This is a genomic window from Rhodococcus sp. 06-221-2, from assembly GCF_002258365.1.
GTDB classification, from domain to species: Bacteria; Actinomycetota; Actinomycetes; order Mycobacteriales; family Mycobacteriaceae; genus Rhodococcoides; species Rhodococcoides fascians.
The window spans coordinates 59,386-82,699 of sequence record NZ_NOYJ01000033.1; the positions used below are offsets into that span (position 1 = coordinate 59,386).

Here is a 23,314-nt window from a genome sequence, read left to right on the forward strand (position 1 = left end):
ACGGTGGTTCAGGTGCTGAAGAGATTCTTGGCCTTGAGGATCAGCTCGTACAGTCCGTAGGCGAACGGCACGGACACCCAGAGCCATGCGATCACCATCGTTCCCTGCATTCGCGCGGTGGTCATGCCTTGGCTCCTGTCGAGGTCGTCGAATCGGCGGCGTCGGCCGAATCGGATTCATGGAATTTCGACGCCACCGGTTTGATGGCTTCGTTGGCCAGGAACCCGACGACCAACAATCCGATCATCACGTAGAAGGCCGGGAGGTACCGGCCGGTGGTTCCCGCCTCGCCGGCGTCGGCGATGGCGTTGACGATCAGTGGTCCCAGAACACCTGCCACCGACCATGCGGTGAGCAGTCGTCCGTGGATTGCGCCCACCTGGTACGTACCGAAGAGGTCCTTGAGATAGGCCGGAACGGTTGCGAATCCCGCGCCGTAGAACGACAGGATCAACAGCGCCGACACCATGAAGAGGATCTTGTTCGTGTTGGTGAACAGGGCGATATACAGGTACAGGAGCGCGCCGACACCGAGGTACAGACGGTAGATGTTCTTGCGACCCACCACGTCCGAGACCGAGGACCAGACGAAGCGACCGATCATGTTGGTCAGAGACAGGAACGCTACGAAACCAGCGGCCGCCGCGGCCAACGATTCCGGGGAGGTGGCGTCCGGAAAGAAGTCTTGGTAGATCCCGGAGCCGCGTTCGAGGATGCCGATGCCGGCAGTGACGTTGAAGCACAACACCACCCACAGGAGCCAGAACTGCGGAGTCTTGACGGCGTTGGCCGCGGAGACGTTGTGCGTCGAGATCATCGCCGACGCCGCGGGAGGCGTCCAGCCTTTCGGTGTCCACCCCTCGGCCGGGACTCTGATCAGCACGACTCCCAGCGCCATGAACACCGCGTACCCGACGCCGAGGGTGAGGAACGTCTTGGCGATCGAACCATCGGTGAAGCCGCCGAAGTTCACCATCAGTTGGCTGGTGAGAGGTGACGCGATCAGGGCGCCGCCGCCGAAGCCCATGATCGCGATACCGGTCGCCATTCCCGGCCGGTCCGGGAACCACTTCATCAGCGTCGACACGGGCGAGATGTATCCGATTCCGAGGCCGATACCGCCGATGAAGCCGTATCCGAAGATCACCAGCCAGAACTGGCCGAGTGCCATGCCGAGTGCGGAAATCAGCAGTCCCGATACGAAGAAGACAAGTGAAACGGCCATCGCCCAACGCGGGCCGTTCTTCTCCACTCTGGTGCCGAAGATCGCGGCCGACAGGCCGAGCATGACGATGGCGAGCTGAAACGGTATGGCGGTGACCGTTCCGCTGAGCCCCAGGGCGTCGGGCTGTGAGATGGCGTTCTTGAAGACGCTCCAGGCGTACGCAGATCCGATCGCCAGGTGTATCGACAGGGCTGCCGGGGGTATCAGCCAGCGACTCCACTCGGGCGTAGCAACGATTCTGGAGCGGTCGAGAATGGGGAGGGTCATCGAAATCCCTTGATATGGAGAGCGGTACAAATGTCGACTATCCCCTGCAGTCAAACACGAGCACGACCCTGCCTGCTCACAATCGGACATAGTTTCTTCACCGAACTCACTACATCGAGCCGCGTATCCTCGAGTAAGTGGATGTCGAGCGGTGGCGTAGCAGATTGCCGGTGAAACGAGCCTCGGACGGCGAGGTGATCGGATGGACCGTCGCACACAGCGCGGGTGAATCGGCCCCGTACGACGAACACGACGAGGGATACCTGGTCGATGCCGTCAATCCGGTGGGTATCACTGTTGCGCTGGGTGTGTCGCTGGTGGACGCGATTGCCGCCCTGGAGGAACGCGGACTGGCGTCCCTGTCGTTGCCGCACTGGACGAAAGCCCCACTGCCGTTGCAGCCCGAGACCGATCTGCTGACACCGCAGGACGATTGGCAGTGGCGCCGGGTGTTGATGACTCAGCTCGACGACAACCGTGTCTGGATCAGACCCGCGTACCCGAGTTGGCCGGAACGACTTCTGGAAATTCCGTTGTCGATCCCAGCCGACGACGTGCTGCGATCCCACTCCCCTGTCGAGTCGGACTGAGTCGGTACTCGCGCGGCCGCAGCGTGCCGAGACGTACACGCCGACTCGGGCCGCAGTCAGTCGGACAGACCGGCTGCGATCGTCCCGCCGAGCTCGTAGCAGCGCTCCCGCGACTCCTTGCCGCTGTCCACCAGGTGAGCGGTCTCGGCAACCTTGTCCAATCCCCAACCCGCTGCAATACTTTCGATTGCCCGCCCGGCACCAGCGGTGTCACTGTTTCCGTACACCCACGCACCGTAGGGCTTTCCGGATACCGCATCGAGACTCGGGTAGTAGACGGTGTCGAAGAAGTGTTTCAGGGCACCACTCATGTAACCGAAGTTCGCCGGGGTACCGAAGAGAAAGCCATCGGCGGCAAGCACATCCGGGACTGTCGCGCCGAGCGCAGGCACACTGCGCACGTCCACACCGCTGATCTCGGGATCACGGGCTCCGGCGAGGACCGATTCGAGCAGTTCCCGCATCGGCGGGCTCGGAGTGTGGTGAACGATCAGCAGAGTGCGCGCCATGTCCGTCAGCTCTCGGCACGTTCCAGTGCCACAGCACGTTTCATCGTCTCGCGAGCTCGCCCGCGATCACCCGCGTAATCGTAGGCCCGCGCCAGCCGATACGAATTGCGCCAGTTGTCGGGGTCTTTTTCCCATTCGGCCTTGACCTGTTGGAAGAGTTCGTCGGCCGCGTCTCGTTCGATGCGCCCCGACGGCCTCCTCGGCAGATCGTCGACGTCGAGTTCGAGGCCTTCCTCTCGGATGCGCGACGCCAGCCGCTGATGGTCCAATCCTGCTTTGAGCGTCGCCCACACGATCCACAACCCGACGATCGGCAGCAGAATCACCCCGATCCCCAGGGCAATACTGGCCACCCCGCCGTTCTGGATCAACGTCACTCCGCGCTGTCCGAGCAGGAAGAAGTAGAAGCCGAGGATCAACACCATCACTGCAATGATGGCGACGACTTTGGTCGCTTTGTTCACTGTCGATCAGCTCACAGATCCAGAAGCGGGTCGAGGCCGACGGTCAGCCCCGGACGGGCAGCGATCTCTCGGACTCCGAGCAGTACGCCGGGCGCAAAGGACGTCCGGTCCAGCGAGTCGTGTCGGATGCTCAGCGTCTCCCCCTGTGTCCCCAGCAGAACCTCTTGATGCGCAACGAGTCCCGCCAGTCGGATGGAGTGCACGCGCACCCCGTTGACGTCGGCTCCGCGAGCACCGTCGAGCTCCGTCGTCGTCGCATCGGGACTCTTCGGGGTGCCCGCTGCCGCCCGCGCTTCGGCGATCAGCGCGGCGGTACGGTACGCGGTCCCCGAGGGCGCATCGGCCTTGTTCGGGTGGTGCAGCTCGATCACCTCGACGGAATCGAAGAATCGGGCTGCCTGCTGAGCGAAGCGCATCGACAGCACCGCTCCGATGGCGAAGTTCGGTGCAATCAACACACCCGTCTGTGGGGATCCGGCCAACCACTCACGAACCTGCTCGAGCCGCTGCTCGTCGAAACCCGTCGTGCCGACGACGGCATGGATGCCGTGCTCGACCAAGAACTGCAGGTTGTCCATGACCACATCGGGATGGGTGAAATCCACGACCACCTGCGCACCGCTGTCGACGAAGTTCGCCAGCGGATCGCCCTGGTCGACAGTTGCCACGAGCTCCAGATCGCCGGCTGCGTCGACTGCGGCGCAGATCGCCTGACCGACCTTGCCGCGTGACCCCAGTACCCCTACTCGAACAGGTGCCGTTGCACTCACGTCGTTCCCACACTCGTTTCGTCGTCGTCTTGTCGTCCTACCGAAGACCGAGCCTACTTCCAGGCCCCCGACACCGGCAGCTACGGTCGGTCGGTGAAGTCCAGCGTTCTGTTCGCCGACCGCGTCGATCTCGTCCGTGGCGGCCGCTATCTCCTCAGCGATGCGACCGTGCGGGTCGACGAAGGCGAGCACTGGGTGTTGCTCGGTGCCAACGGTGCCGGCAAGAGCACCCTGCTCAGCTTGCTGGGAGCCGTCGTCCATCCCACGCGGGGCGCGGTGCACGTACTGGGCCACCGCCTGGGCCGCGTGGACATGCGCGAATTACGCACGCACATCGGACACGTCGACCCTCGTCTGAAGATCGAGGCCCCGCTGACTCTGCTCCAGGTCGTCCTGACGGGACTGACCAACACGCCCGATCTGATCCCGAGGTGGTCGGCCACCGAGGACCAGGTCGCTCGCGCCAACCGGCTCGTCGAGTCGCTGGGAGTTGCCCACCGCGTGGACGCGTCGTGGCACACCCTCTCCCAGGGCGAGCGGGGCCGGGCACTGATCGCTCGCGCACTGCTGCCCGATCCGGCGCTGCTGCTACTCGACGAACCCGCCACCGGCCTCGATCTCGCTGCCCGCGAACAACTCCTGACGGCGCTGGACTCGCTGCGTGCCGAACATCCCGGGCTCGCCAGCATCCTGGTCACCCACCATCTCGAGGAAATCCCCACCTCGACCACCCACGCATTGCTGATCCGCGACGGGCGCGTGCACGCTCAGGGGCCTGTCGACACGGTGCTGACGACGGACAACATCAGCACGTGCTTCGACCATCCGATCGACATCTCTCGCCGTCGCGGGCGGTGGGTGGCCACCGCGGCCCACCGCTGACGGTCAGTCGAAAACGATGACCTGACGGATGGCGTTGCCGTCGGCCAATTCGTCCATGCCGCGGTTGATCTCGTCCAACGTGATGCGCGAGGAGATCAGCTTCTCGACGGGCAGTCGACCCTCGCGCCACATCTGGGCGTACGTCGGAATGTCGCGCGCCGGGACGGCCGAGCCGAGGTAACTACCGATGATCGTGCGCGCCTCGGCTACCAGACCGAGAGGTGAGATCGACGAACGGGCGTCGGGAGCAGGTAGGCCGACGGTGATCGTCTTTCCACCGGGAGCCGTTGCCGCGACAGCAGTTTCGAATGCACGGGCGTTTCCCGCTGCCTCGATGACGATGTCCGCCTTGATCCCCTTCTCTGCGAGATCCGCAGGTGAATAGACCTGTGTTGCACCCAGATCGGTTGCGGCGACGAGCTTGTCGGGGACGCCGTCGACACCGATGACCTCACCGGCACCGATCGATACCGCGGTCAGTACGGCCGCCATGCCCACTCCGCCGAGGCCGACCACCATCACCGACTGCCCTGGCTTCGGAGTTCCGGCGTTGAGGACAGCGCCGCCGCCGGTGAGCACTGCACAACCGAGGACCGCTGCGATGTCGGCTGGGATGTCGTCGTCGACCGGTACCACCGACTTTCTACTGACCACTGCGTGTGTGGCGAAGCCGGAGACTCCGAGGTGATGCTTGATCTCGGCACCGTCTCGATGCAATTTGATGTCTCCGCCGAGCAACGTGCCCGCATTGTTCGACGCGCTTCCCACGACGCAGGGCATCTGGCCGTCCGTGGCGCACCCCGCGCAGTCACCGCAGCGCGGCAGGAACGTCATGACCACACGGGTTCCGACTGCTATGTCGTCGACGCCCGCGCCGACTTCCTCGACGCGGCCCGCGGCCTCGTGGCCGAGCAGCATCGGTACCGGACGAACGCGATTACCGTCGACCACCGACAGATCCGAGTGGCACAGTCCGGCGGCTTCGATCCGGACGAGCAGTTCCCCGTCACCCGGTGAGCCCAGTTCGAGATCGGAGACGGTGATGGGATGCGAGTCCGCGAAGGGACGAGATCGGCCGATTTCTTCGAGTACAGCGCCGCGAATCTTCATCCCGCCAGACTATGCGGCTGCGCCGCATGTGCGTGGATTTGGAGTGGAGCCCGCGGAACGACCCGAAAACACTTCGTAGCCCACTACGAAGTTCCACTCACATGGGCCGCAGGCCCTCACAGCGGCAGACGGGGCCTGAGCAGGTGCGCAACCAACGCCGTCCAGCCGGTTTGGTGTGTTGCTCCGAGTCCCTCGCCGGTGTCTCCGTCGAAGTACTCGTTGAACGTGGGGTGCTCACTCCACAGTGGATCCGAACTCGATTCGATCCGCTGACCGTCGGCAGGCCGCTTACCGTCGACCGGACGGAACAGTCCGGCGAGACCGTTGTCGATCAAGTCGGCAGCGTCGGTGAGGGTGCGGTGGTTGCCCGATCCGGTGGGGATTTCGATGGTGAACGAGTCGCCGTAGTAGCGCCCGTAGGCGCGCAGCTTGTCCGCCAGCAGCACGTTCACCGGGAACCACACCGGCCCTCGCCAATTGGAGTTGCCCCCGAACATTCCGGTCCGTGACTCCCCCGGCTCGTACTCGATGGACAGGCTTCGACCGTCGACGTCGAACGTGACCGGCTCGCGGTACGAAGCCGACAAGGAACGAATACCGAAGTCCGACAGGAACTCTTCCGAGTCGAACATGCGAGAGAGGATCCGCTTGAGACGTTCGGGCTGCACGAGGGTGAGCAGAAGGCGCACCTCGTTGCCTTCCCGACGCGCCAGCAGCGGTGAGACCATTTCCGGCCGACGGTGCTGAACCCACCGCAGCCGCGCCGCGAGGTCCGGGCACTCCGCCTCGACCCAGGGCGGAATTTCCGTGGCCCCGAGAATGGGAAGCAGACCGACCATGGATCGCACTCGCATCGGTACCGCGTCGCCCTCGGGTTGCACGAGAACGTCGTAGAAGAATCCGTCTTCCTCGTGCCACAGCGAAATGTGCTGCGAACCGAACGAGTTGACCGCCTTCGCGATCGAGAGGAAGTGCGAGAAGAACTTGGTCGCGACGTCGTCCCAGGCGCTGTCGTGGCGCGCGAGCTCGAGTGCGATCTTGAACATCTGCTGGCAGTAGAACGCCATCCAACTCGTGGCGTCGGACTGTTCCAGACGGAAACCGGGCGGCAGCGGAGCGGAGCGATTGAACAATCCGATGTTGTCCATACCGAGGAACCCGCCCTCGAAGATGTTCGACCCCTCCGAATCCTTGCGATTGACCCACCACGCGAAGTTGAGCAGCAACTTCGTGAACACCCGGACCAGGAACTCGCGATCCCGGTACCCGTCGATCCGATAGACGTGCCAGGCCGCCCAGGCGTGGACCGGGGGGTTGACGTCGCCGAACTCCCACTCGTAGGCCGGCAGTTGGCCGTTGGGATGCATGGCCCATTCCCTGCACATCAGGACCAACTGCTCCTTAGCGAAGTCCGGGTCCACATGTGCGAGAGGAATAGCGTGAAAGGCCAAGTCCCAGGCGGCGAACCACGGATATTCCCACTCGTCGGGCATCGAAATCACATCGGCCAGTGCGAGGTGACGCCAATGGGCGTTACGGCCCTTGGGGTCCTGACGCGAGTGCGGCGCCGGGGCTCCCACCTTGTCGCCCTCGATCCACTGCTCGACGTCGTAGCGGTAGAGCTGCTTGGTCCACAACAGCCCCGCATATGCCCGCCGCGCCACGTGTCGATCGGCATCGGTGAGGTCCGCACCGATCACTGCGCCGTAGAACTCGTCCGCCTCCGCACGACGGTCACCGGTGACCGCGTCGAATCCCGCACCGAACGTCTGCTCGTCCGGCCGATGGGGCGACAAGCGCAGTCGCACCGATTCGGTTGCACCCGAGGCGATGTCGTCGAATCTATACCAGAATGCAGCCTTCGTTCCGGTCTGCTCGGGGTTCACCGCACCCTGTTCGCCGTCGACGACATGTCGGCCGATGCCGTCCTTGGGATATGGGGAGATGTTCTCCTGCCCCCACAGGGCCTCGGCGTTGGTTTCGTTGTCGCAGAACAGGACCGCCGGCGTACCTTCGGCGCTGAGGTAGTACCGACCGAGAAAGCCGTGATCGGCGGCAACGCCCTCGAGGCCGCCGGCCAGCAGTTCCGGTCGGGTCAGCTGGGTGAGCGATCCGCCGCGATCGTCGCGCCCCCACGACCAGGTGTTGCGCAGCCACAGTTGCGGCAGCAGATCGACCGATGCCGCCTCGGGTCCGTGATTGGTGATGGAGATCGTGATGCAGATGTCGTCGGGCGACGCTTTCGCATACGTGACCTGAACGTCGAAGAACCGGTTCTCGTCCAGGATCCCGGTATCGGCCAGTTCGTATTCGCGGTCGTCTCGGCCGCGTCGGGCACTCTCCTCGCGCAGGTGCGCGTACGGATACTCCGCATGCGGGTAGCGGTAGAGCCACTGCATCCAACTGTGCGTCGGGGTGCCGTCGATCGCCCAGAAATACTCCTTGACGTCCTCGCCGTGATTCCCCTCCTCGTTGGCCAACCCGAAGAGTCGTTCCTTCAGAATCGGATCCTTGCGATTCCACAGGGCGAACGCGAAATTCAGGAAACCGAATCGATCGCAGATTCCACCGATTCCGTCCTCACCCCAGCGGTAGGCACGCTTGTGCGCCTGATCGAACGGAAACGACGCCCACGCGTTTCCGTCCTCTGAGTAGTCCTCTCGCACCGTGCCCCACTGCCGTCCCGCCAGGTACGGTCCCCACTGACGCCATGGCCCGCTGACCCCTGGTGACTCCGCCAAACGGTTGTGTTCGACGGTGGACGGGGTGGGAACGCTCACGGGATTGGTGGTCACGGCACACAGTCTGGTGCTTCCCGGTCAGCGATGCACGCCGACATTGGCGGCGAGGTACCCGACTCGGCGTTGCACCGCGGCGATCTCTCGGATGCCGTCGGTGAGCAGACTGCGCTCGAGCGGTGAGAGATCGGCCATGATCAGCACATCACCGGGCCGATGGCCTGCCGTCACCTGATCGATCTGGTGTGACAGCCGCAGCCGTTGAAGCAACGCGAACACCTCGGTCAACGTGGTGACGTCCCGTTCGGAGAGCATCCCGTTGCCCGACGCGGCCGCCAGACGCGCCGGTGTCGAGGCCGAGGCCATTCCCACCGACAGTCCACCCCACCGAGCGAGATTGACGATGGGAGTCAGTGCATGGGCCTTGAGGTCGAACGTACCGCCGCGCCGCGCCAGCACGTCTCGCAGCGAACGCAGCCTGGCCCGTCCGGCGAGGGCATCTCTGAGTTGCAGTCGCAGAGCATCGGGGTTGTCCACCAGCAGTCGGCGATAGGCGTCGGGAACGGTGTTCAACTCCCGCGGGCCCCACACCACCCTGCCGTCGATCATCAGCGAGGACATGATGAGGCCGGAGTCCCCAGCCGGAGTGGAGCCTGCGGAACGACCAGAGGTTCCTGCTTTGCCACGATCGCCGAAGGGGTTGCTGAGCCAGTGGGCCGCGGCACTTTCCCACTGTCCGGCCGAGCGTGCGAATCTCGGCGAACTCGCAACCGCACCGTTGGTGTCGGACGGCAACCCGGCACCGTCGAGGCTCGCGTGTACCCGAGCGGCCAGGCCCATCAGCACTTCGTCGCGAGTTCTCGGCACCGAGTTCGATCGTCCACGCACGTAGGGGTCGGCGGTGGTATCCGACCAAGTCAAAGCGCTGTCGACGTCCGAGGAGGGCATCGCCTCCCGTCGGGCGACGCTGCCCAGGGTGATCCAGGCGAAGTTGTGTCGCGGTACTTCGGGCCGCGCCGCCCATTCGATCTCCACGGCTCGGCGAACGAGGCTGTCGACCACGACGGACAGAATCGCGCTGACGGCCAGGGCGTCGGTCCCACCCCGGAACAGGTCCGCCACCAATCCCGGAACGAGCCTTCCTGCGTCGGCGAGTTCGGCCGATGTCGTTGCCGAGGTCACCGCGCGACGAACCACGAAGCTGCGACGCGTGGACGCGGCATGCAGATCGGAGTCCTCGACGACGCCGAGAACCTCGCCTCGGCTGGACACGACGGGCATGTGCCGCAGTCCCAGCTCGAGCATGTCCATCAGGACGGTGCCGGCCAACCGGTCCGCGGTGACCGTCTCGGTGGGCGACGTCATGACGTGCTCGACCGGGGTGTCGACGCCGATTCCCGCGGCGACCACCCGCACCCTGAGGTCACGGTCGGTGAATATTCCGTAGCGCGAACCTCGCAGCGGAACCAGGACGTACGAGCTGCCCTGTTCGGTCATGTGCCGAACTGCGTCTCGGACGGAGGTGCCGACGGAGACGAACACCGTTGGGGCCGAGAGCAGTTCGCCGACGGCGCGGCCGGCACTACCCTCGGCCGCCCCACCGCGATGCGTGCTGGCCGAGGTGACGGCGTCGGCCAGAAACGCCAGCCCGGTCGGCGTTGCGAACAGCGGTCGAATCAGCTCTCCGGGCAACCGAAGAACGGTGCTCGGCTCGGTTGCGCGCGCACAGAATTCGACCGTCCCGCCGACAAGCAACGCCGAGAAACCGAAGACCCCGCCCGGACCGATGGTGTCGATCGGTACGGCGGCGGGCGAGGTGTCGTCGTGGTGCACGATCACCACTCGACCGGTACGCACCACCCACACGGTGTCGGCCACATCGAGCTTCGACGTCGGGCCCACAACCCATGCGCCACTGGCATAGTCGAGTTCGACGGCTGCTCCGGCGATGTCGGTCAGTACCGCAGGTGACGCGCCCTGGAACGGTGGGTGCGCGCCGAGGAAGTCGGCAAGCTCCGATCTATCCGCCACGGATCAGGTCGGCGCACTTTTCCGCCATGGTCATGACCGTGATGTTGGGATTGACATACGGCAGCTTCGGCATCGCCGACGCGTCGACCACGCGCAGGTTCGAAACGCCCTTGACGCGCAACTCGGGATCGAGCACGGCCATGGTGTCGTCCACCGATCCCATCCGCGCCGTGCCTGCCGGGTGATAGACCGTGTTGTGGGTCTTGTGCACGTAGTCGAGCAGATCATCGTCGGTGACGGCATCGGGCCCGGGTGCGAGTTCGCGTTCGATCCAACCCGCGAGTGGACCGTCTGCGGCGATAGCGCGCGCCAGCTTCAGACCGGCGAGCATCACCGCGTCGTCATGGCCGTCGGCATCGGTAAAATAGCGCGGATCCACCTTTGCGCGATCGCGAAAGTCCCTGCTGCGCAACCGAACAGTTCCCCTAGAACGACCCTGGGTGACGTTGGGCGTCAAACAGAACCCGTTGTCGGTGCTCGGATAACCCCACCGGAGAGTGTTCATGTCGAACGGCACGCTGCCGTAGTGCATCATGATGTCCGGGTAGTTCAGCGACGAGTCGGTCTGCGCGAACACGCCGATCTCCCACCACTGCGAGGACGTGGTGACCATGGGCTTGCTCGCCTCCCAGAACACCAGCCCCTCGACGTGGTCGTCGAGGTTCTCTCCCACTCCCGGTGAATCGACCCGAACGGTGATTCCCATCTCCTGCAGCTGTGCCGCCGGTCCGATTCCGGAGAGCATCAACAACTTCGGAGTGTCGATGGCACCGGCGGTGACGATCACTTCGCGTCGCGCGGACACGGTGTCGTAACCGGTCAGGTCGGGGCGTTGGTACCGCACACCCGTAGCGGTCAGCGACTCGTCGATCAGAATCTCGCTGATCCAGCAGTCGGTGCGCACCTCGAGGTTGGGCCGCGATCCGATGATCGGGTGCAGGTAGGCATGGGACGTCGACATACGCGACCCGTCCTCACCCGCGTTGATCTGAAACCAGCCGGCACCGTTGAGTACCGGCGTCCCGCGGTTGAATGCAACGGTGGGAAGCCCTACTCCGGCGGCCGATTCGAGCACTGCTGCACCGCATGGATCGTGCGGCGGCACGTCGCGGATTCGAACGGGTCCGTCGTGACCGCGGCCGGTGTCGTTGTTCTCTACGCGCGCAACGAACGGCAGGATGTCCGACGCGCCCCAGCCCGTCGCACCGGCCGCGGCCCAATCGTCGAGAGTTTCCGCCGGCGGATGAAAAGCGATGCAGGAGTTGTGCGACGAGCAACCGCCGAGCACTTTCGCACGCGCATGCCGCATGAAGCTGTTGCCACGTTCCTGCGGTTCGACGGGGTAGTCCCAGTCATAGCCGGAGTCGAGCAGATGCATCCACTCGACGAGTTCCCGGATCGCTTTGTCGCCGACGTCGGTGGGACCTGCCTCGACCAGGCAGACGCTGACGGAAGGATCCTCGCTCAGCCGCGCGGCCAGGACGCACCCCGCCGTGCCACCTCCCGCGACGACGTAATCGAACTGGGTGTCTGTCACTGCACGCTCCTTCTAGTTGCCCGTGGAGGCATGTGATTTCAGAGTGCCGATGTGCTTGCGCCCCTTGATTGCGTACCACAGCAGGCCCACGCCCAGGATGCCACCGATGTAGACGAACGCACCGAACGTGTTGTACCAGGGGGTTCCGTACACGGCCTCGCGCGGCCAGGCGAGGTTGAGCGCCATCCCGGCACCCCACACCACCGCCGCAATGTTGACCGGCAGGCCGAACTTACCCATCGTGAAGTATCCGCCGGGTTTGAGATCCTCCGGCGGCCACTCGCCTTTGATGCGCTTGACCAACAGTGGTCCGGTGACCATCAGATACGCGAGATAGATCATGATGATCGCGATCGAGGTGAGGACCGTGAAGATCTGCGGCTGACCGATGTTGACGACGAGGATCACGATGGCCAGCACTCCGATGGTCACCGCGGGCACCACCGGGGTCTGCGTCTTCGGATTCACCTTGGCCAGGCTTTCGCCGAAGGGCAACGCGTTGTCTCGCGCCATGGCGAACGTGAGCCGGATCGCCGCGGTGTGTACTGCCAGTGAGCAGACGAAGACCGCAATGACGATGCAGATGAGGAAGACGGTGCCGAGCGGGCCCCACATCACCGATTCGACGATGGATTGCAGGCTGCCGTCGGGGCTGCCGAGGGAAGGATCGTTCAGGTCCGGCGCGGCCATGACGGCGAACACCAGGATGGCTCCACCGATGACGAACGAGGCGAGGATGGCGCGAAAGATCGCTTTGGGAGCGGTGCGCCGAGGTTCGACGGTTTCCTCCCCGAGCGAGCTCGCGGTGTCGAATCCGTACATGACGTATCCCGACGCCAGCGACGCGACCAGGAAGGCACCGAGGTAGCCGCCGCTCTCACCGGCACCGTAGCCGTTGGTGGAGAAGAACACCTCGGGTCCCCGAGTGATGTTGGCCGCGAGCAAGATCGCGATGAGCACGGCCGCGATGAGTTCGATGAACACACCCGCACTGTTGATCATCGCCATCAATCGAACGCCCAGCGCGTTGATCGTGGTGGTGATGGCGATCAGAATCGCACCGAGCAGCACTGCATTGGCCGCGAAGTCGGTGGCACCCGAGCCGTCACCGATGATCTGAAATCCGCTCCAGATACGTGGCAGATTCAGCTGCAGAGCGAGGGCAACGGCGGCCAGTGTCACGATCGATGCCGTGAGCATCAACCAGCCCGCCGACCAACCGACGATCCTGCGGCCCAACAGCTTCGCCCAGTTGTACACCGATCCCGCCACCGGATACTTCGCTGCCAACTCCATGAAGCACAGTGCCACGCAGAGCTGACCGACGAAGACCGCAGGCCACGACCACAGGTATGCCGGTCCGGCGGTGCCGAAGCCGAAGTAGAACAGCTGAAAGGTGCCGGTGAGGATCGAGATGTAGCTGACGCCTGCGGCGAAGCTGGCGAATTTGCCGAGACTGCGGTCGAGCGATTCCTTGTAGCCGAAATCGTCCATTCCGCTCGAATTGTCGTTCAGTATTGCCATGCCTGTGGCCTTTCCCATCGTGCTCTATCGGGTACCGAACCACCCCGCCGCTGTAGGTGAGGTGTTGTGCCAAATATGCTTCGCTTCTTGATATTCGGACATACCGGACGGTCCGAGTTCGCGGCCGTTCCCGGACTGCTTGAAGCCGCCCCATTCCGCGGCCGCCGTGTAGACACCGAAGTCGTTGAGCCACACCGTTCCATGACGAAGCCCACGCACCATTCTTTCGCCTCGCGCGGCGTCGGACGTCCGAACACCCGCGGCGAGACCGTAATTCGTATCGTTACCCAGTAGAAGCGCCTCGGCCTCGGTGTCGAATCGCTCCACAGTGAGTATGGGCCCGAACGTCTCGTCTTGCACGATATTCATCGACCGATCGCAGTGATCGAAGATGGTGGGCAGGAAATAGCTACCTTTGCTCAAGGACGGATCGTCCGGCTTGGTACCTCCTATGACCAAGGTGGCCCCCTCCTCGATACCCGTCGCCACGAAGCCTTCGATCTTCTCGCGCTGCGCCTGCGACACCAGCGGTCCGGTCTCACTGGCCGGGTCCATACCCGGCCCCATCACGATGGTCTTCGCGCGCTCTGCCACGGCGGCCACGAACCGGTCGGCCACTGATTCCTCGATGATCAATCGGGTACCGGCCGAACACACCTGACCGGAATGCAGAAACACTCCGGTCAGTACGTTGTCGACCGAATCGGCGAACGACTGCTCGTCGGCCACCGCGTCGGCGAACACGATGTGTGGATTCTTTCCCCCGAGTTCCACCGCCACCTTCGTGACGTTCTCCGCGGCCGCGGCAAGAATGTGCCTGCCAGTGGCGAGTCCGCCGGTGAAGGAGACGAAGTCGACGTCGCGGTTCCTGGTGAGCGCATCTCCGAGCGTTGCGCCGCTGCCCTGCAGCAGGTTGACCACACCGGCAGGCACTCCCGCTTCTTCCACGAGCTTGGTGAACGCGATGGTGCTCAGTGGCGTCACCTCGCTGGGTTTGAGCACCATGGTGCACCCAGCAGCCAAGGCGGGGGCGATTTTCCACGAGATCTGCAACAGCGGGTAGTTCCAGGGTGCGATCATGACGCAGACACCGATGGGCTCGTGCACCACTCGGCTCAGAATTTCCGGACGGTCGACGTCGATCAGTCGATCTGCCTGCACCACAGCGAGATCGGCATAGAAGCGGAACACCGAGGTGACGTCGTCGATATCGATCTCACTCTCGCCGAACGTCTTTCCGGTATCGAGGGTCTCGATATGCGCCAACTTCGCCTTGTCCCGTTGGAGCAAGTCCGCGATGCGATTGAGCAGATCACTGCGCTCACCCACCGTCACCGAGCGCCAGGGGCCGTCGTCGAACGCTGCCCGCGCCGCGGCAACCGCAGCCAGGGCATCGTCGGGTGTCGCCTCGTCGACGACGGCCACCACGCTGCCGTTGGACGGATCGACGATGTCGCGGGTCCCGCCGTCACCGGCTTCCTGCCATTGCCCGTCGATGAACAACGACGGCCGCAGTGAGCTCGGGTCGAATCCTGCATCGGAGTCGGTCACTCGACACCTTCTTCCGTGTGGGGGCCTGTTGGTGTGTCTACGGTATGCCTCAGCGGCCGGTGACTCCATCGATCTGTTCGCGGATGATGTCCGCGTGCCCGTTGTGCCGCGCATATTCACTGATCATGTGCACGTAGACCATCCTCAATGACATCGGCCCGCCGCGACAGTCGACCGGATCCTCGAACGAGTATTGGGCAGCGACCACGTCCGAGGCCTCGCACTCGGCAGCGAATCGCGCGAAGTCCGACTCTGCACTCGATGCCGTCGCGCCCAGGAAGTCGGAATCCTTACCCAACGCAGCGTCGTACATCGGATCGAACGACATCGACGCCAGTCGCTCTCGAAACCAGATGCGTTCGACCTTCGCGAGGTGCCGGACGAGTCCGAGGAGGGAGAGCGTCGAGTGCGAGAAGGGGCGTTGCGCAAGCTGTTCGGCATCGGCACCGGCACAGATGTTCGACAACGTGGCTCTATGCCAACGCAGCATTCCTTCGAGAATGGGTCTGTCGTCACCGACGAGCGGACCGTCGACGGGATCGGGCGTGGGCGCGGTGAAGCTCATACTGCGATTGTCGAGCACGAAGTGGCTCCTGCCGAACGACCCGCCCGAAACAGAGTGCGAAGCCCCAGCAACAACCCATTCGGACAATTCACACTACGGTGGGATTCATGACAATCGAAGATGTGGGCGGCAGGCGAACGGTGACGGCGGATGAGCTTCTTCTGTTGGTGGGTGATCATCTCCTCATCGAGGAGGGTGTCGCGACCGGGTTCATCGAAAGCGCTGGGCAGGTTGCCGAGAACGTGGCGGTGACGGTCACCGATGGCGTCGACGGAACCACCACGACCGAGCGAGTTTTCCTTCCCGACGCCGAGGTGACCATCGAACCAGCTGACCGCGGACGCGCTCCGGTCACGATGTGACGATCGAGTTCAGCCGACACCGAAGTACAATCCTGTAACTCGAGCAACTCGGATCACACCAGCCACACTGGCACCGAACTGAGCTAGGGTGACGAAAACCCGTCACCGTTCAGGAGGGCAGCCGACAATGCGATCCGGCCGACAACAACCGTCGATTCGCGTTGCCGTGGTCTCCTGTGTCGCCGTGTTCGGGCTCGCCCTGGGATCCAGTTCGGCGACGGCCGAGCCCGCTGCGCCGATCTCGACCCCAACGATTGCCGACGCAGTACGTTCGGCCGCCGCGCAGCAGTACAACGATGCGCAGAATGCTCTGGTCAAGGGTCGCTACGAGGCCGGTTTCGCCGCACTGGACGCGGTTGCCACCGCCGCACCGAACGATGCCAATGTCGCAGCACTGCAGACGTTCTACGCCAACGCAACCGATGATGCCGACGCGCGAGCGCAGCACTCGGCCCGCCTGCGCGCCCTGTCTCCCCCGCTTGCCGATGCGGTGGATCGGGCTATCGAAGTCATCGACGAGGCGGCGACGGAGGCGATCGACTTCACGCCTGCGACCGATGGCGTGAGGACGGCAATCGTGGTGCTCGGCCTGGGCCTGAACGACGACGGCAGTATGGCACCGGAATTGGTGCAGCGACTGAAATCCGCTGCCGCGGTCGCCGAGCGTTCCCCCGAATCACCCATTATCGTCACCGGCGGAAATCCGCAGCGCGGCGTCACCGAAGCCGAAGCGATGAAGAAGTGGCTGATCGACAACGAGATTGCGGCCGACCGCATTCACGCCGAGTCCACTGCGAATTCGACGGTGCAGAATGCGCAGCGCGCCACCCCACTGGCTACTGAGATCGGTGCTGTGAATCTGGTGCTCGCAACAACTCCCAGCCATCTTCGGCGAGCGATCTCCGACTTCGAGATCGCCGGTGCCGACGTGATCGGTGCCGCCACATCCACCCCCGACGATCTTCCGGCCCTGCCCGCGCTCGCTCCGACAGCACGGTTGGGCATGACCGTCGACGCCACCAAGATCATCGGGATACCGCGCACCTACTGACGCATCCACCCGCGCAGCACAGACGCCGCCCCGGCGTCGAACATCACCCGACGATCCTCGTCGTCGGCCATCCCGGGTATCGACAACTCGAGCGACACCAGACCGTGCACGATCGCCCAGAACGAGTGGCTGATCACGTCCACCGACGCGCCGCTCATCGTGCCTGCCTCGACGGCGCTCGCCACCGCCGCCCGAAGCGGATCCATCGCGGCGGCCGCGAGGTGTGCTTGATCGGATACGTCGACCGAACCGAGCACTCCGCCGAACATCACTGCGTAGAGGTGTGGGTTGGCCATGGCCCAGCGGCGGTACGCAAATGCCAGTTCGCGCAGGTCGACCTCGGATTCCCCGGTGACAGGAACGCTGCGTTGCGCGTCACCGAAACTCGAGAACGACGCGCCGAACAGAGCCACCAGCAGCTCCGCTCGACCGCCGAACAGCGAGTAGATGGCCGTGGTCGAGGTGCCCTGCGCGGCCGCGAGTTTACGCAACGACAACGAGTCGACGCCATGGCGCGCAACGGTTTCCGCTGCGGCTTCGAGTAGCCGGGTGCGCAGTTCGGCATCGTGAATTCTGGGTCTCGCCACTTGCGAAATCTATCACAACAGTGTTTTATAACAGTGTCACGCCATGCGCTCGGCCCCGAAACGAACAGACGGGAACACGTCATGCAATCCATCATCGACGGCCGCACCACGGTCGAATCCGACCGCGACACCGTCACGGTCTTCCTCATCGGAATGCGCATCAACAATCCCCTTGCCGTTCGCTCCTGGCTTCCCGCCGCGCGCGCGATGCCGCGGATGCTCAGCCACCTCGAGCAGGATCCCACCTCCGGACTGCTCGGCTACCACTCGTGGTTGGGCCGCACCACCATGCTCGTCAGTTACTGGCGCAACGCGGAAGACCTGACGCGATTCGCCTCCGATCCCGACGCACCACATGCCCCCGCATGGCGTGCCTTCAACCGATCGGTCGCTGCGACCGGCCATGTCGGCGTATGGCACGAAACCTATACCGCGACAGCCCAGGACAGTGAAGCGATCTACGTCAACATGCCGACATTCGGCCTCGCGGGAGCCATCGGTGGAATCCCCGTGGGCACCGGCTCGCACACGTGGAAGCAGCGAATGAAGTCCGCTAAGTAGGCCTGTACGAGCTAGAGGAAGTTCCCGGCCCGCGCGGCGATATCGAGAACGGGCTGAGGAAAGACTCCCAGTGCCACGGTGACGATCACCGACACCCCGATCGCACAGGCCACCGGCGCGGTAGGACGCACCACCGTGGCGGTCCGTTCGCTGGGTTCGGTGAAGAACATCAGCACGATCACGCGCACGTAGAAGAACGCTGCAATCGCACTGCACACCACTCCGACCACGACCAGTGCGGCTCCCCCCGCACCCGAGGCTGCGCTGAACACCGCGAACTTACCGATGAACCCACTGGTGAGCGGGATCCCGGCGAACGAAAGCAGGAACAAGCCGAACACAGCGGCGACGAGCGGCGAGCGGCGACCGATACCCGCCCATCGCTCCAGGTCGCTCACCTCACCGCGTTCGTCTCGGGCCAGACCGATGACGGCGAATCCACCCAGCGTGCTGAAGGCATAGGCAAGCAGGTAGAACATCGTGGCCGACACCCCCGAATCACGTACATCACCCGAACTACCCAGCGCAGTCACTCCGGTGAGGATGAACCCGGTGTGCGCCACGGACGAGTAGGCCAGCATTCGTTTGACGTCGGTCTGCGTCACCGCGACAACCGAACCGAGCACCATCGTCGCGATGGCGATCACCCACAACATCGGACGCCAACTCGACTCGAGACCGGGCAGCGCCATTCCGAAGATTCGCAGAATCGCACCGAAGGCCGCCACCTTGGTCACGGTGGCCATCAGCGCCGTCACCGGAGTAGGGGCACCCTGGTAGACGTCGGGAATCCACGAATGGAAAGGCACGGCACCGACTTTGAACAGCAGACCCACCGCAAGCAAGGCGGTTCCGATCAGCGCGAGTGATCTGCCCTGGCCGTTTGCCGTGATGGCGTCGGCGATGCCGTCCAATCGGACCGTCCCGGCGTAGCCGTAGAGGAACGCGACTCCGAACAGGAAGAACGCAGACGAGAACGCGCCCAGCAGAAAGTATTTGAGGGCTGCTTCCTGAGAGAGCAGTCGTCGTCGTCTCGCCAGTCCGCACAGTAGATACAGCGGCAACGACAGCACCTCCAGCGCCACGAACATCGTCAGCAGATCCGTGGACGCCGGAAACAGCAGCATGCCGCCGATCGCGAACATCGCCAGTGGAAAGACCTCGGTCTGGGCGACGCCTGCATCGATGGCCTGCTTCTCTGCCACGCTGCCCGGCGTGGTCGAGGCCTGCGGAGTGAACGAGTCGATGCGGCGCTCGGCCCCAGCCCCGGTGACGGCGACGGTGCGCTCCGCCAACAGTGCAATGGCCGGAATTGCCACGAGCACAATGGTTCCCTGCAGGAACAGAGTCGGTCCGTCGATCGCGACGGCCCCGTTCATCGCGGCTGCCTCGGTGCCGGCCAGGCCGAGCACTGCCGCGAGGGCGCCGACCAGCCCTGCCAGAGCGAGACCCACGTGGGTTGCGCGACGAGCACGTAGCGGTACGAACGCCTCGACGAGAACCCCGAGAACCGCGACACCGAAGACGATCAACATGGGCGACAGCAGACCGTACTGCACTTCGGGAGTGGTCATCGTTGACCTCCTGCACTGTCGACGATCGTGGATTGCACTGCCGGAGTGATGATGTCGAGTGCCGGTTTCGGGTACACCCCGAACACGATCAGCAGCGCGAGCAACGGGACCACCACCAACGCCTCACGGGGAACGAGATCGGAGATCTTGTCGCTGCCCTCTCGGACGGGCCCCGTCATCACCCGTTGGTAGAGCCAGAGAATGTAGATCGCCGACAGCACGAGCGCACCGGTGGCCACGATTGCGGCGACGCCGTAGCGACCGAATGTGCCGATCAGCAACAAGAATTCGCTGATGAACGGGGCAAGACCGGGTAGCGAGAGCGTGGCCAGACCAGAGATCAGAAACGTTCCGGCGAGCACCGGCGCGACCTTCTGGACGCCGCCGTAGTCGGCGATCGCGCGTGAACCACGACGGGACACGAGAAAGCCTGCGATCAAGAACAATGCGGCGGTGGAGATTCCATGGTTGACCATGTACAGCGTGGCACCGGCCTGACTCTGACCGGTCATCGCGAAGATGCCGAGGATGATGAATCCGAAGTGCGAAATCGAGGTGTAGGCAATGAGTCTCATCATGTCGGTCTGACCGATCGCCAGTATCGCGCCGTACACGATTCCGATCACTGCGAGCGTGATGATCCACGGGGCGAACGTCTGCGACGAACCGGGAAAGAGCTCGAGGCAGAAGCGCAGCATGGCGAAGGTGCCGACCTTGTCCACCACCGACATCATCAGCACAGCAGTCGCCGGGGTGGACTGCACTGCAGCGTCGGGTAGCCACGTGTGGAACGGCCACAGCGGTGCCTTGATCGCGAACGCGAACATGAAGCCGAGGAACAGCGCGTTCAGAACCATCGGATCCACACCGAGTCCCCCCGATGACGCCGCATCCGCGATCGCGCGTAAATCGAACGTCCCGCCGTCGAACGGGCCGTCGGGCCTGGCCGTGACGACGTACAACCCGATGACGGCAGCCAGCATCACCAGGCCACCGAACAGGTTGTACAGCAGGAACTTCACCGCGGCACGCGTGCGCTCGGTACCACCGAAACCACCGATGAGGAAGTACATCGGAATCAACATCGCCTCGAAGAAGATGTAGAACAGCAATACGTCCAACGCGAGGAACGAGACGAGCACCATGGACTCGACCACCAGGATCAACGCCATGTAGGTGTGCGAGACCCGGCGCGATCCGTAGTTCGCCACACGGCTGCCGTCGTGCCAGCCCGCGACGAGGAGCAATGGGGTCAGAACGGTGGTGAGCAACACCAGCACGAGGCCTATTCCGTCGAGGCCGAGCGTGTAGCGCGCACCGAATGCCCCTATCCAGGAATGATCTTCGAGGAACTGGTAGCGATCGCCACCGGAGTCGAATGCCACGGCGAGTACCACCGACACCACGAGTGTGCCGGCAGCGAACCCCACGGCGACACCACGCGCGATTGTCGGACGATCGGCCGGCACCAGGGCGACGACAATCGCGCCGAGAATCGGCAGAACCCACAGGACGGTCAGCCAGGGGAACGTCACAGGACCACCACCATCAGCACGACGAGAACTGCCCCCGCGAACATCGCCAACGCATAGGACCGTACGAATCCGGTCTGCAGCCGCCTCGATCGAGTCGATACTCCGCCGATCGATCTCCCCACCCCGTCCACGACCGCGTCGATACCCGCCTTGTCGGCGAATACCATTGTGTTCGTGAGCTTTTGACCGGGCCGCATGAATGCTACCTCGTTGAAGGCGTCGCCGTATAGGTCAGCGCGTGCGGCTCTGGTCAGCACCGATACGTCCTCGGGTGGAATCGGGGGAACGTCACGAGCGATGTACTTCCGGTACGCGACGCCGGCACCCACGAGTACCACCGCCAAAACTGCGACCGTCACGACCCAGGCAGGTATCGCGTGTTCTTCGTGCGCCGATCCCACCACCGGTTCCAGCCACGTCTCGAGGCGTCCACCCACCGCAAGGAAGGCACCCGATGCCACCGAGCCGACGGCCAACAGAATCATGGGGGCTGTCATCGTCGCCGACGCTTCGTGCGGGTCTGCCTGCGCCGACCAGCGTTTCGGGCCGAAGAACGTCATCAGCATCACCCGAGTCATGTAGAAGGCCGTCAAGCCCGCACCGAGCAACGTGACGCAGCCCAGCACCACACCTGCCGCTCCCCCGGCCGCGAACGCGATCTCGATGATCGGATCCTTTGCGAAGAAACCGGAGAACGGCGGAACTCCGATGATGGCGAGGTAGCCGAGACCGAACGTGACGAACGTGATCGGCATCGCGGCACGGAGCCCGCCGAACCGTCGCATGTCGGTCTCGTCGTACATCGCGTGCATCACCGAGCCGGCCCCGAGGAACAGGCCTGCCTTGAAGAATCCGTGCGACAGCAGCAGCACGATGGCGAAGGCATAGCCGGACGGGCCGAGTCCGGCCGCGAGCACCATGTACCCGATCTGACTCATCGTCGAGGCGGCGAGCGCCTTCTTGATGTCGTCTTTCGCACAACCGATGACGGCACCGAACAGCAACGTCACCGCGCCGACCGTGACGGTCGCCGCCCGCGCCACCGGCGAGGCCTCGAACACCGGTCCGGATCGGACGATGAGATACACCCCGGCGGTGACCATCGTCGCCGCGTGGATGAGTGCGGAGACCGGCGTCGGGCCCTCCATCGCGTCGCCGAGCCACGACTGCAGCGGCACCTGGGCCGACTTCCCGCAGGCCGCCAGCAGCAACATCAGTGCCATGGCGGTCGCCACCGATTCACCCGCGTTCCCGATTCCCGCGAACACCACGTCGTACTGCACAGACCCGAAGTTCACGAACATGATCATCAGGGCGATGGCCAAGCCGATATCGCCGACGCGGTTGACCACGAACGCTTTTCGAGCAGCCGTCGCTGCCGATGGCTTGTGTTGCCAGAATCCGATGAGCAAGTACGACGCCAGACCGACACCCTCCCACCCCAGATAGAGGCCGAGGAAATTGTCTGCCAGCACCAGCAGCAGCATGGCTGCGAGAAACAGATTGAGGTACGCGAAGAAGCGTCGCCGCTCCGGGTCATGGCTCATGTACCCGATCGAGTACACGTGAATGAGTGATCCGACCCCGGTGATCAACAGGACGAAACAGATCGAGAGTTGATCGGCACGCATGCCGAAGTCGACCTGCAATTGGTCGACGGGCACCCAGCGGAACAGCGTGTGAGTCAGTGTTCTGTCCGACTCGTCCCGTCCGAGCATCGACGAGAACACCAGCGCCGCAACGACGAACGACGACACCGCGGCGGCCGTCGCGAAAAGGTGGCCCCACGAGTTGCAGCGCCGGCCACCGAGCAGCAGGACGGCCGCACCGAACGCCGGCAGAGCCGGGAGAAGCCACAGGATCGACATCGTTTCTGCTCCC

The 23,314-nt window shown here is 64.0% G+C and carries 21 protein-coding genes; 5 read left to right on the plus strand and 16 right to left on the minus strand.

What is annotated here, in order from left to right:
* Window positions 1-8: 8 nt before the first annotated feature.
* Together CH281_RS27610 and CH281_RS19730 are read right to left on the minus strand one after the other, a co-directional pair.
* Window positions 9-125 (minus strand): MFS transporter small subunit, encoded by a 117-nt coding sequence (locus tag CH281_RS27610; protein ID WP_420030340.1) that lies wholly within the window; start codon window positions 123-125, stop codon window positions 9-11.
* Window positions 122-1,492: an OFA family MFS transporter gene (locus tag CH281_RS19730; protein ID WP_027496813.1), complete on the minus strand. Its 1,371-nt coding sequence runs from the start codon at window positions 1,490-1,492 to the stop codon at window positions 122-124. The genes CH281_RS27610 and CH281_RS19730 overlap by 4 nt, the downstream gene beginning before the upstream one ends.
* Before the next feature lie 170 nt (window positions 1,493-1,662).
* Here CH281_RS19730 and CH281_RS19735 point away from each other — a divergent pair, with 170 nt between their 5' ends.
* Entirely contained in the window at window positions 1,663-2,082 is a 420-nt protein-coding gene (locus CH281_RS19735) for a hypothetical protein (protein ID WP_256983821.1), read from the plus strand.
* 56 nt (window positions 2,083-2,138) lie between these two features.
* Here the strand turns inward: CH281_RS19735 and CH281_RS19740 are convergent, their stop codons facing one another.
* The 3 genes from CH281_RS19740 to dapB are packed head-to-tail and all read right to left on the minus strand — an operon-like array spanning window position 2,139 to window position 3,825.
* Window positions 2,139-2,591 (minus strand): flavodoxin family protein, encoded by a 453-nt coding sequence (locus CH281_RS19740; RefSeq protein ID WP_032366463.1) that lies wholly within the window; start codon window positions 2,589-2,591, stop codon window positions 2,139-2,141.
* 5 nt (window positions 2,592-2,596) lie between these two features.
* Window positions 2,597-3,016, minus strand: a complete 420-nt coding sequence (locus CH281_RS19745; RefSeq protein WP_072692106.1) for a hypothetical protein — start codon at window positions 3,014-3,016, stop codon at window positions 2,597-2,599.
* Between the two features lie 50 nt (window positions 3,017-3,066).
* On the minus strand, window positions 3,067-3,825 hold the full coding sequence (gene dapB / locus CH281_RS19750; RefSeq protein WP_032387272.1) for a 4-hydroxy-tetrahydrodipicolinate reductase: 759 nt from the start codon (window positions 3,823-3,825) through the stop codon (window positions 3,067-3,069).
* 93 nt (window positions 3,826-3,918) lie between these two features.
* Here dapB and CH281_RS19755 point away from each other — a divergent pair, with 93 nt between their 5' ends.
* Window positions 3,919-4,707 carry an ABC transporter ATP-binding protein gene (locus CH281_RS19755; protein ID WP_032387271.1) on the plus strand — a complete coding sequence of 263 codons (789 nt, stop codon included), beginning with the start codon at window positions 3,919-3,921 and terminating at the stop codon, window positions 4,705-4,707.
* Window positions 4,708-4,710: 3 nt separating this feature from the next.
* Here the strand turns inward: CH281_RS19755 and CH281_RS19760 are convergent, their stop codons facing one another.
* The 7 genes from CH281_RS19760 to CH281_RS19790 form a co-directional block, all read right to left on the minus strand.
* A complete protein-coding gene (locus CH281_RS19760) occupies window positions 4,711-5,817 on the minus strand; it encodes an alcohol dehydrogenase catalytic domain-containing protein (RefSeq protein WP_032407080.1) in 1,107 nt (368 codons plus the stop codon).
* A gap of 116 nt (window positions 5,818-5,933) precedes the next feature.
* A complete protein-coding gene (locus CH281_RS19765; RefSeq protein ID WP_238325087.1) occupies window positions 5,934-8,612 on the minus strand; it encodes an MGH1-like glycoside hydrolase domain-containing protein in 2,679 nt (892 codons plus the stop codon).
* Window positions 8,613-8,636: 24 nt separating this feature from the next.
* Entirely contained in the window at window positions 8,637-10,586 is a 1,950-nt protein-coding gene (locus CH281_RS19770) for a putative nucleotidyltransferase substrate binding domain-containing protein (RefSeq protein WP_032407079.1), read from the minus strand.
* Complete coding sequence (locus CH281_RS19775) at window positions 10,576-12,123, minus strand: GMC family oxidoreductase (RefSeq protein ID WP_032407078.1); 1,548 nt, start codon at window positions 12,121-12,123, stop codon at window positions 10,576-10,578. Before CH281_RS19775 ends, CH281_RS19770 begins: the two co-directional genes overlap by 11 nt.
* Window positions 12,124-12,135: 12 nt before the next feature.
* Entirely contained in the window at window positions 12,136-13,647 is a 1,512-nt protein-coding gene (locus CH281_RS19780; RefSeq protein ID WP_032407077.1) for an APC family permease, read from the minus strand.
* Window positions 13,648-13,671: 24 nt separating this feature from the next.
* On the minus strand, window positions 13,672-15,198 hold the full coding sequence (locus CH281_RS19785; RefSeq protein WP_052060648.1) for an aldehyde dehydrogenase family protein: 1,527 nt from the start codon (window positions 15,196-15,198) through the stop codon (window positions 13,672-13,674).
* 49 nt (window positions 15,199-15,247) lie between these two features.
* Window positions 15,248-15,763 carry a DinB family protein gene (locus CH281_RS19790; RefSeq protein WP_032366611.1) on the minus strand — a complete coding sequence of 172 codons (516 nt, stop codon included), beginning with the start codon at window positions 15,761-15,763 and terminating at the stop codon, window positions 15,248-15,250.
* A 107-nt stretch (window positions 15,764-15,870) separates the two neighbouring features.
* Between CH281_RS19790 and CH281_RS19795 the strand changes: the two genes are divergently transcribed.
* Both CH281_RS19795 and CH281_RS19800 read left to right on the plus strand, forming a co-directional pair.
* Window positions 15,871-16,125, plus strand: coding sequence for a hypothetical protein (locus tag CH281_RS19795; protein ID WP_032370974.1), 255 nt, complete (start codon window positions 15,871-15,873; stop codon window positions 16,123-16,125).
* A 127-nt stretch (window positions 16,126-16,252) separates the two neighbouring features.
* Window positions 16,253-17,176 carry a YdcF family protein gene (locus tag CH281_RS19800; RefSeq protein ID WP_094695405.1) on the plus strand — a complete coding sequence of 308 codons (924 nt, stop codon included), beginning with the start codon at window positions 16,253-16,255 and terminating at the stop codon, window positions 17,174-17,176.
* On the opposite strand, the gene CH281_RS19805 is transcribed toward CH281_RS19800, so the two are convergent.
* Window positions 17,170-17,763 carry a TetR/AcrR family transcriptional regulator gene (locus CH281_RS19805; RefSeq protein WP_027496788.1) on the minus strand — a complete coding sequence of 198 codons (594 nt, stop codon included), beginning with the start codon at window positions 17,761-17,763 and terminating at the stop codon, window positions 17,170-17,172. The two genes, CH281_RS19800 and CH281_RS19805, sit on opposite strands and share 7 nt — an antisense overlap.
* 81 nt (window positions 17,764-17,844) lie before the next feature.
* Here CH281_RS19805 and CH281_RS19810 point away from each other — a divergent pair, with 81 nt between their 5' ends.
* On the plus strand, window positions 17,845-18,324 hold the full coding sequence (locus CH281_RS19810; protein WP_032370831.1) for a DUF4188 domain-containing protein: 480 nt from the start codon (window positions 17,845-17,847) through the stop codon (window positions 18,322-18,324).
* 11 nt (window positions 18,325-18,335) lie between these two features.
* Here CH281_RS19810 and nuoN read toward each other — a convergent pair whose 3' ends face one another.
* The 3 genes from nuoN to nuoL are packed head-to-tail and all read right to left on the minus strand — an operon-like array spanning window position 18,336 to window position 23,301.
* Entirely contained in the window at window positions 18,336-19,898 is a 1,563-nt protein-coding gene (nuoN, locus tag CH281_RS19815) for an NADH-quinone oxidoreductase subunit NuoN (protein WP_045841815.1), read from the minus strand.
* Window positions 19,895-21,433 carry an NADH-quinone oxidoreductase subunit M gene (locus CH281_RS19820; protein WP_032407075.1) on the minus strand — a complete coding sequence of 513 codons (1,539 nt, stop codon included), beginning with the start codon at window positions 21,431-21,433 and terminating at the stop codon, window positions 19,895-19,897. The genes nuoN and CH281_RS19820 overlap by 4 nt, the downstream gene beginning before the upstream one ends.
* Entirely contained in the window at window positions 21,430-23,301 is a 1,872-nt protein-coding gene (nuoL, locus tag CH281_RS19825) for an NADH-quinone oxidoreductase subunit L (RefSeq protein ID WP_032407074.1), read from the minus strand. The genes CH281_RS19820 and nuoL overlap by 4 nt, the downstream gene beginning before the upstream one ends.
* Window positions 23,302-23,314: the final 13 nt, after the last annotated feature.

Bases quoted from the DNA above. Each gene is read 5' to 3' on its own strand.
- CH281_RS19810 (WP_032370831.1), top strand. From the start codon at position 17,845: ATGCAATCCATCATCGACGGCCGCACCACGGTCGAATCCGACCGCGAC.
- CH281_RS19730 (WP_027496813.1), bottom strand. From the start codon at position 1,492: ATGACCCTCCCCATTCTCGACCGCTCCAGAATCGTTGCTACGCCCGAG.
- CH281_RS19795 (WP_032370974.1), top strand. From the start codon at position 15,871: ATGACAATCGAAGATGTGGGCGGCAGGCGAACGGTGACGGCGGATGAG.
- CH281_RS19760 (WP_032407080.1), bottom strand. From the start codon at position 5,817: ATGAAGATTCGCGGCGCTGTACTCGAAGAAATCGGCCGATCTCGTCCC.
- CH281_RS19780 (WP_032407077.1), bottom strand. From the start codon at position 13,647: ATGGCAATACTGAACGACAATTCGAGCGGAATGGACGATTTCGGCTAC.
- CH281_RS19790 (WP_032366611.1), bottom strand. From the start codon at position 15,763: ATGAGCTTCACCGCGCCCACGCCCGATCCCGTCGACGGTCCGCTCGTC.
- CH281_RS27610 (WP_420030340.1), bottom strand. From the start codon at position 125: ATGACCACCGCGCGAATGCAGGGAACGATGGTGATCGCATGGCTCTGG.
- CH281_RS19800 (WP_094695405.1), top strand. From the start codon at position 16,253: ATGCGATCCGGCCGACAACAACCGTCGATTCGCGTTGCCGTGGTCTCC.
- CH281_RS19740 (WP_032366463.1), bottom strand. From the start codon at position 2,591: ATGGCGCGCACTCTGCTGATCGTTCACCACACTCCGAGCCCGCCGATG.
- nuoN (WP_045841815.1), bottom strand. From the start codon at position 19,898: ATGACCACTCCCGAAGTGCAGTACGGTCTGCTGTCGCCCATGTTGATC.
- CH281_RS19745 (WP_072692106.1), bottom strand. From the start codon at position 3,016: ATGGTGTTGATCCTCGGCTTCTACTTCTTCCTGCTCGGACAGCGCGGA.
- nuoL (WP_032407074.1), bottom strand. From the start codon at position 23,301: ATGTCGATCCTGTGGCTTCTCCCGGCTCTGCCGGCGTTCGGTGCGGCC.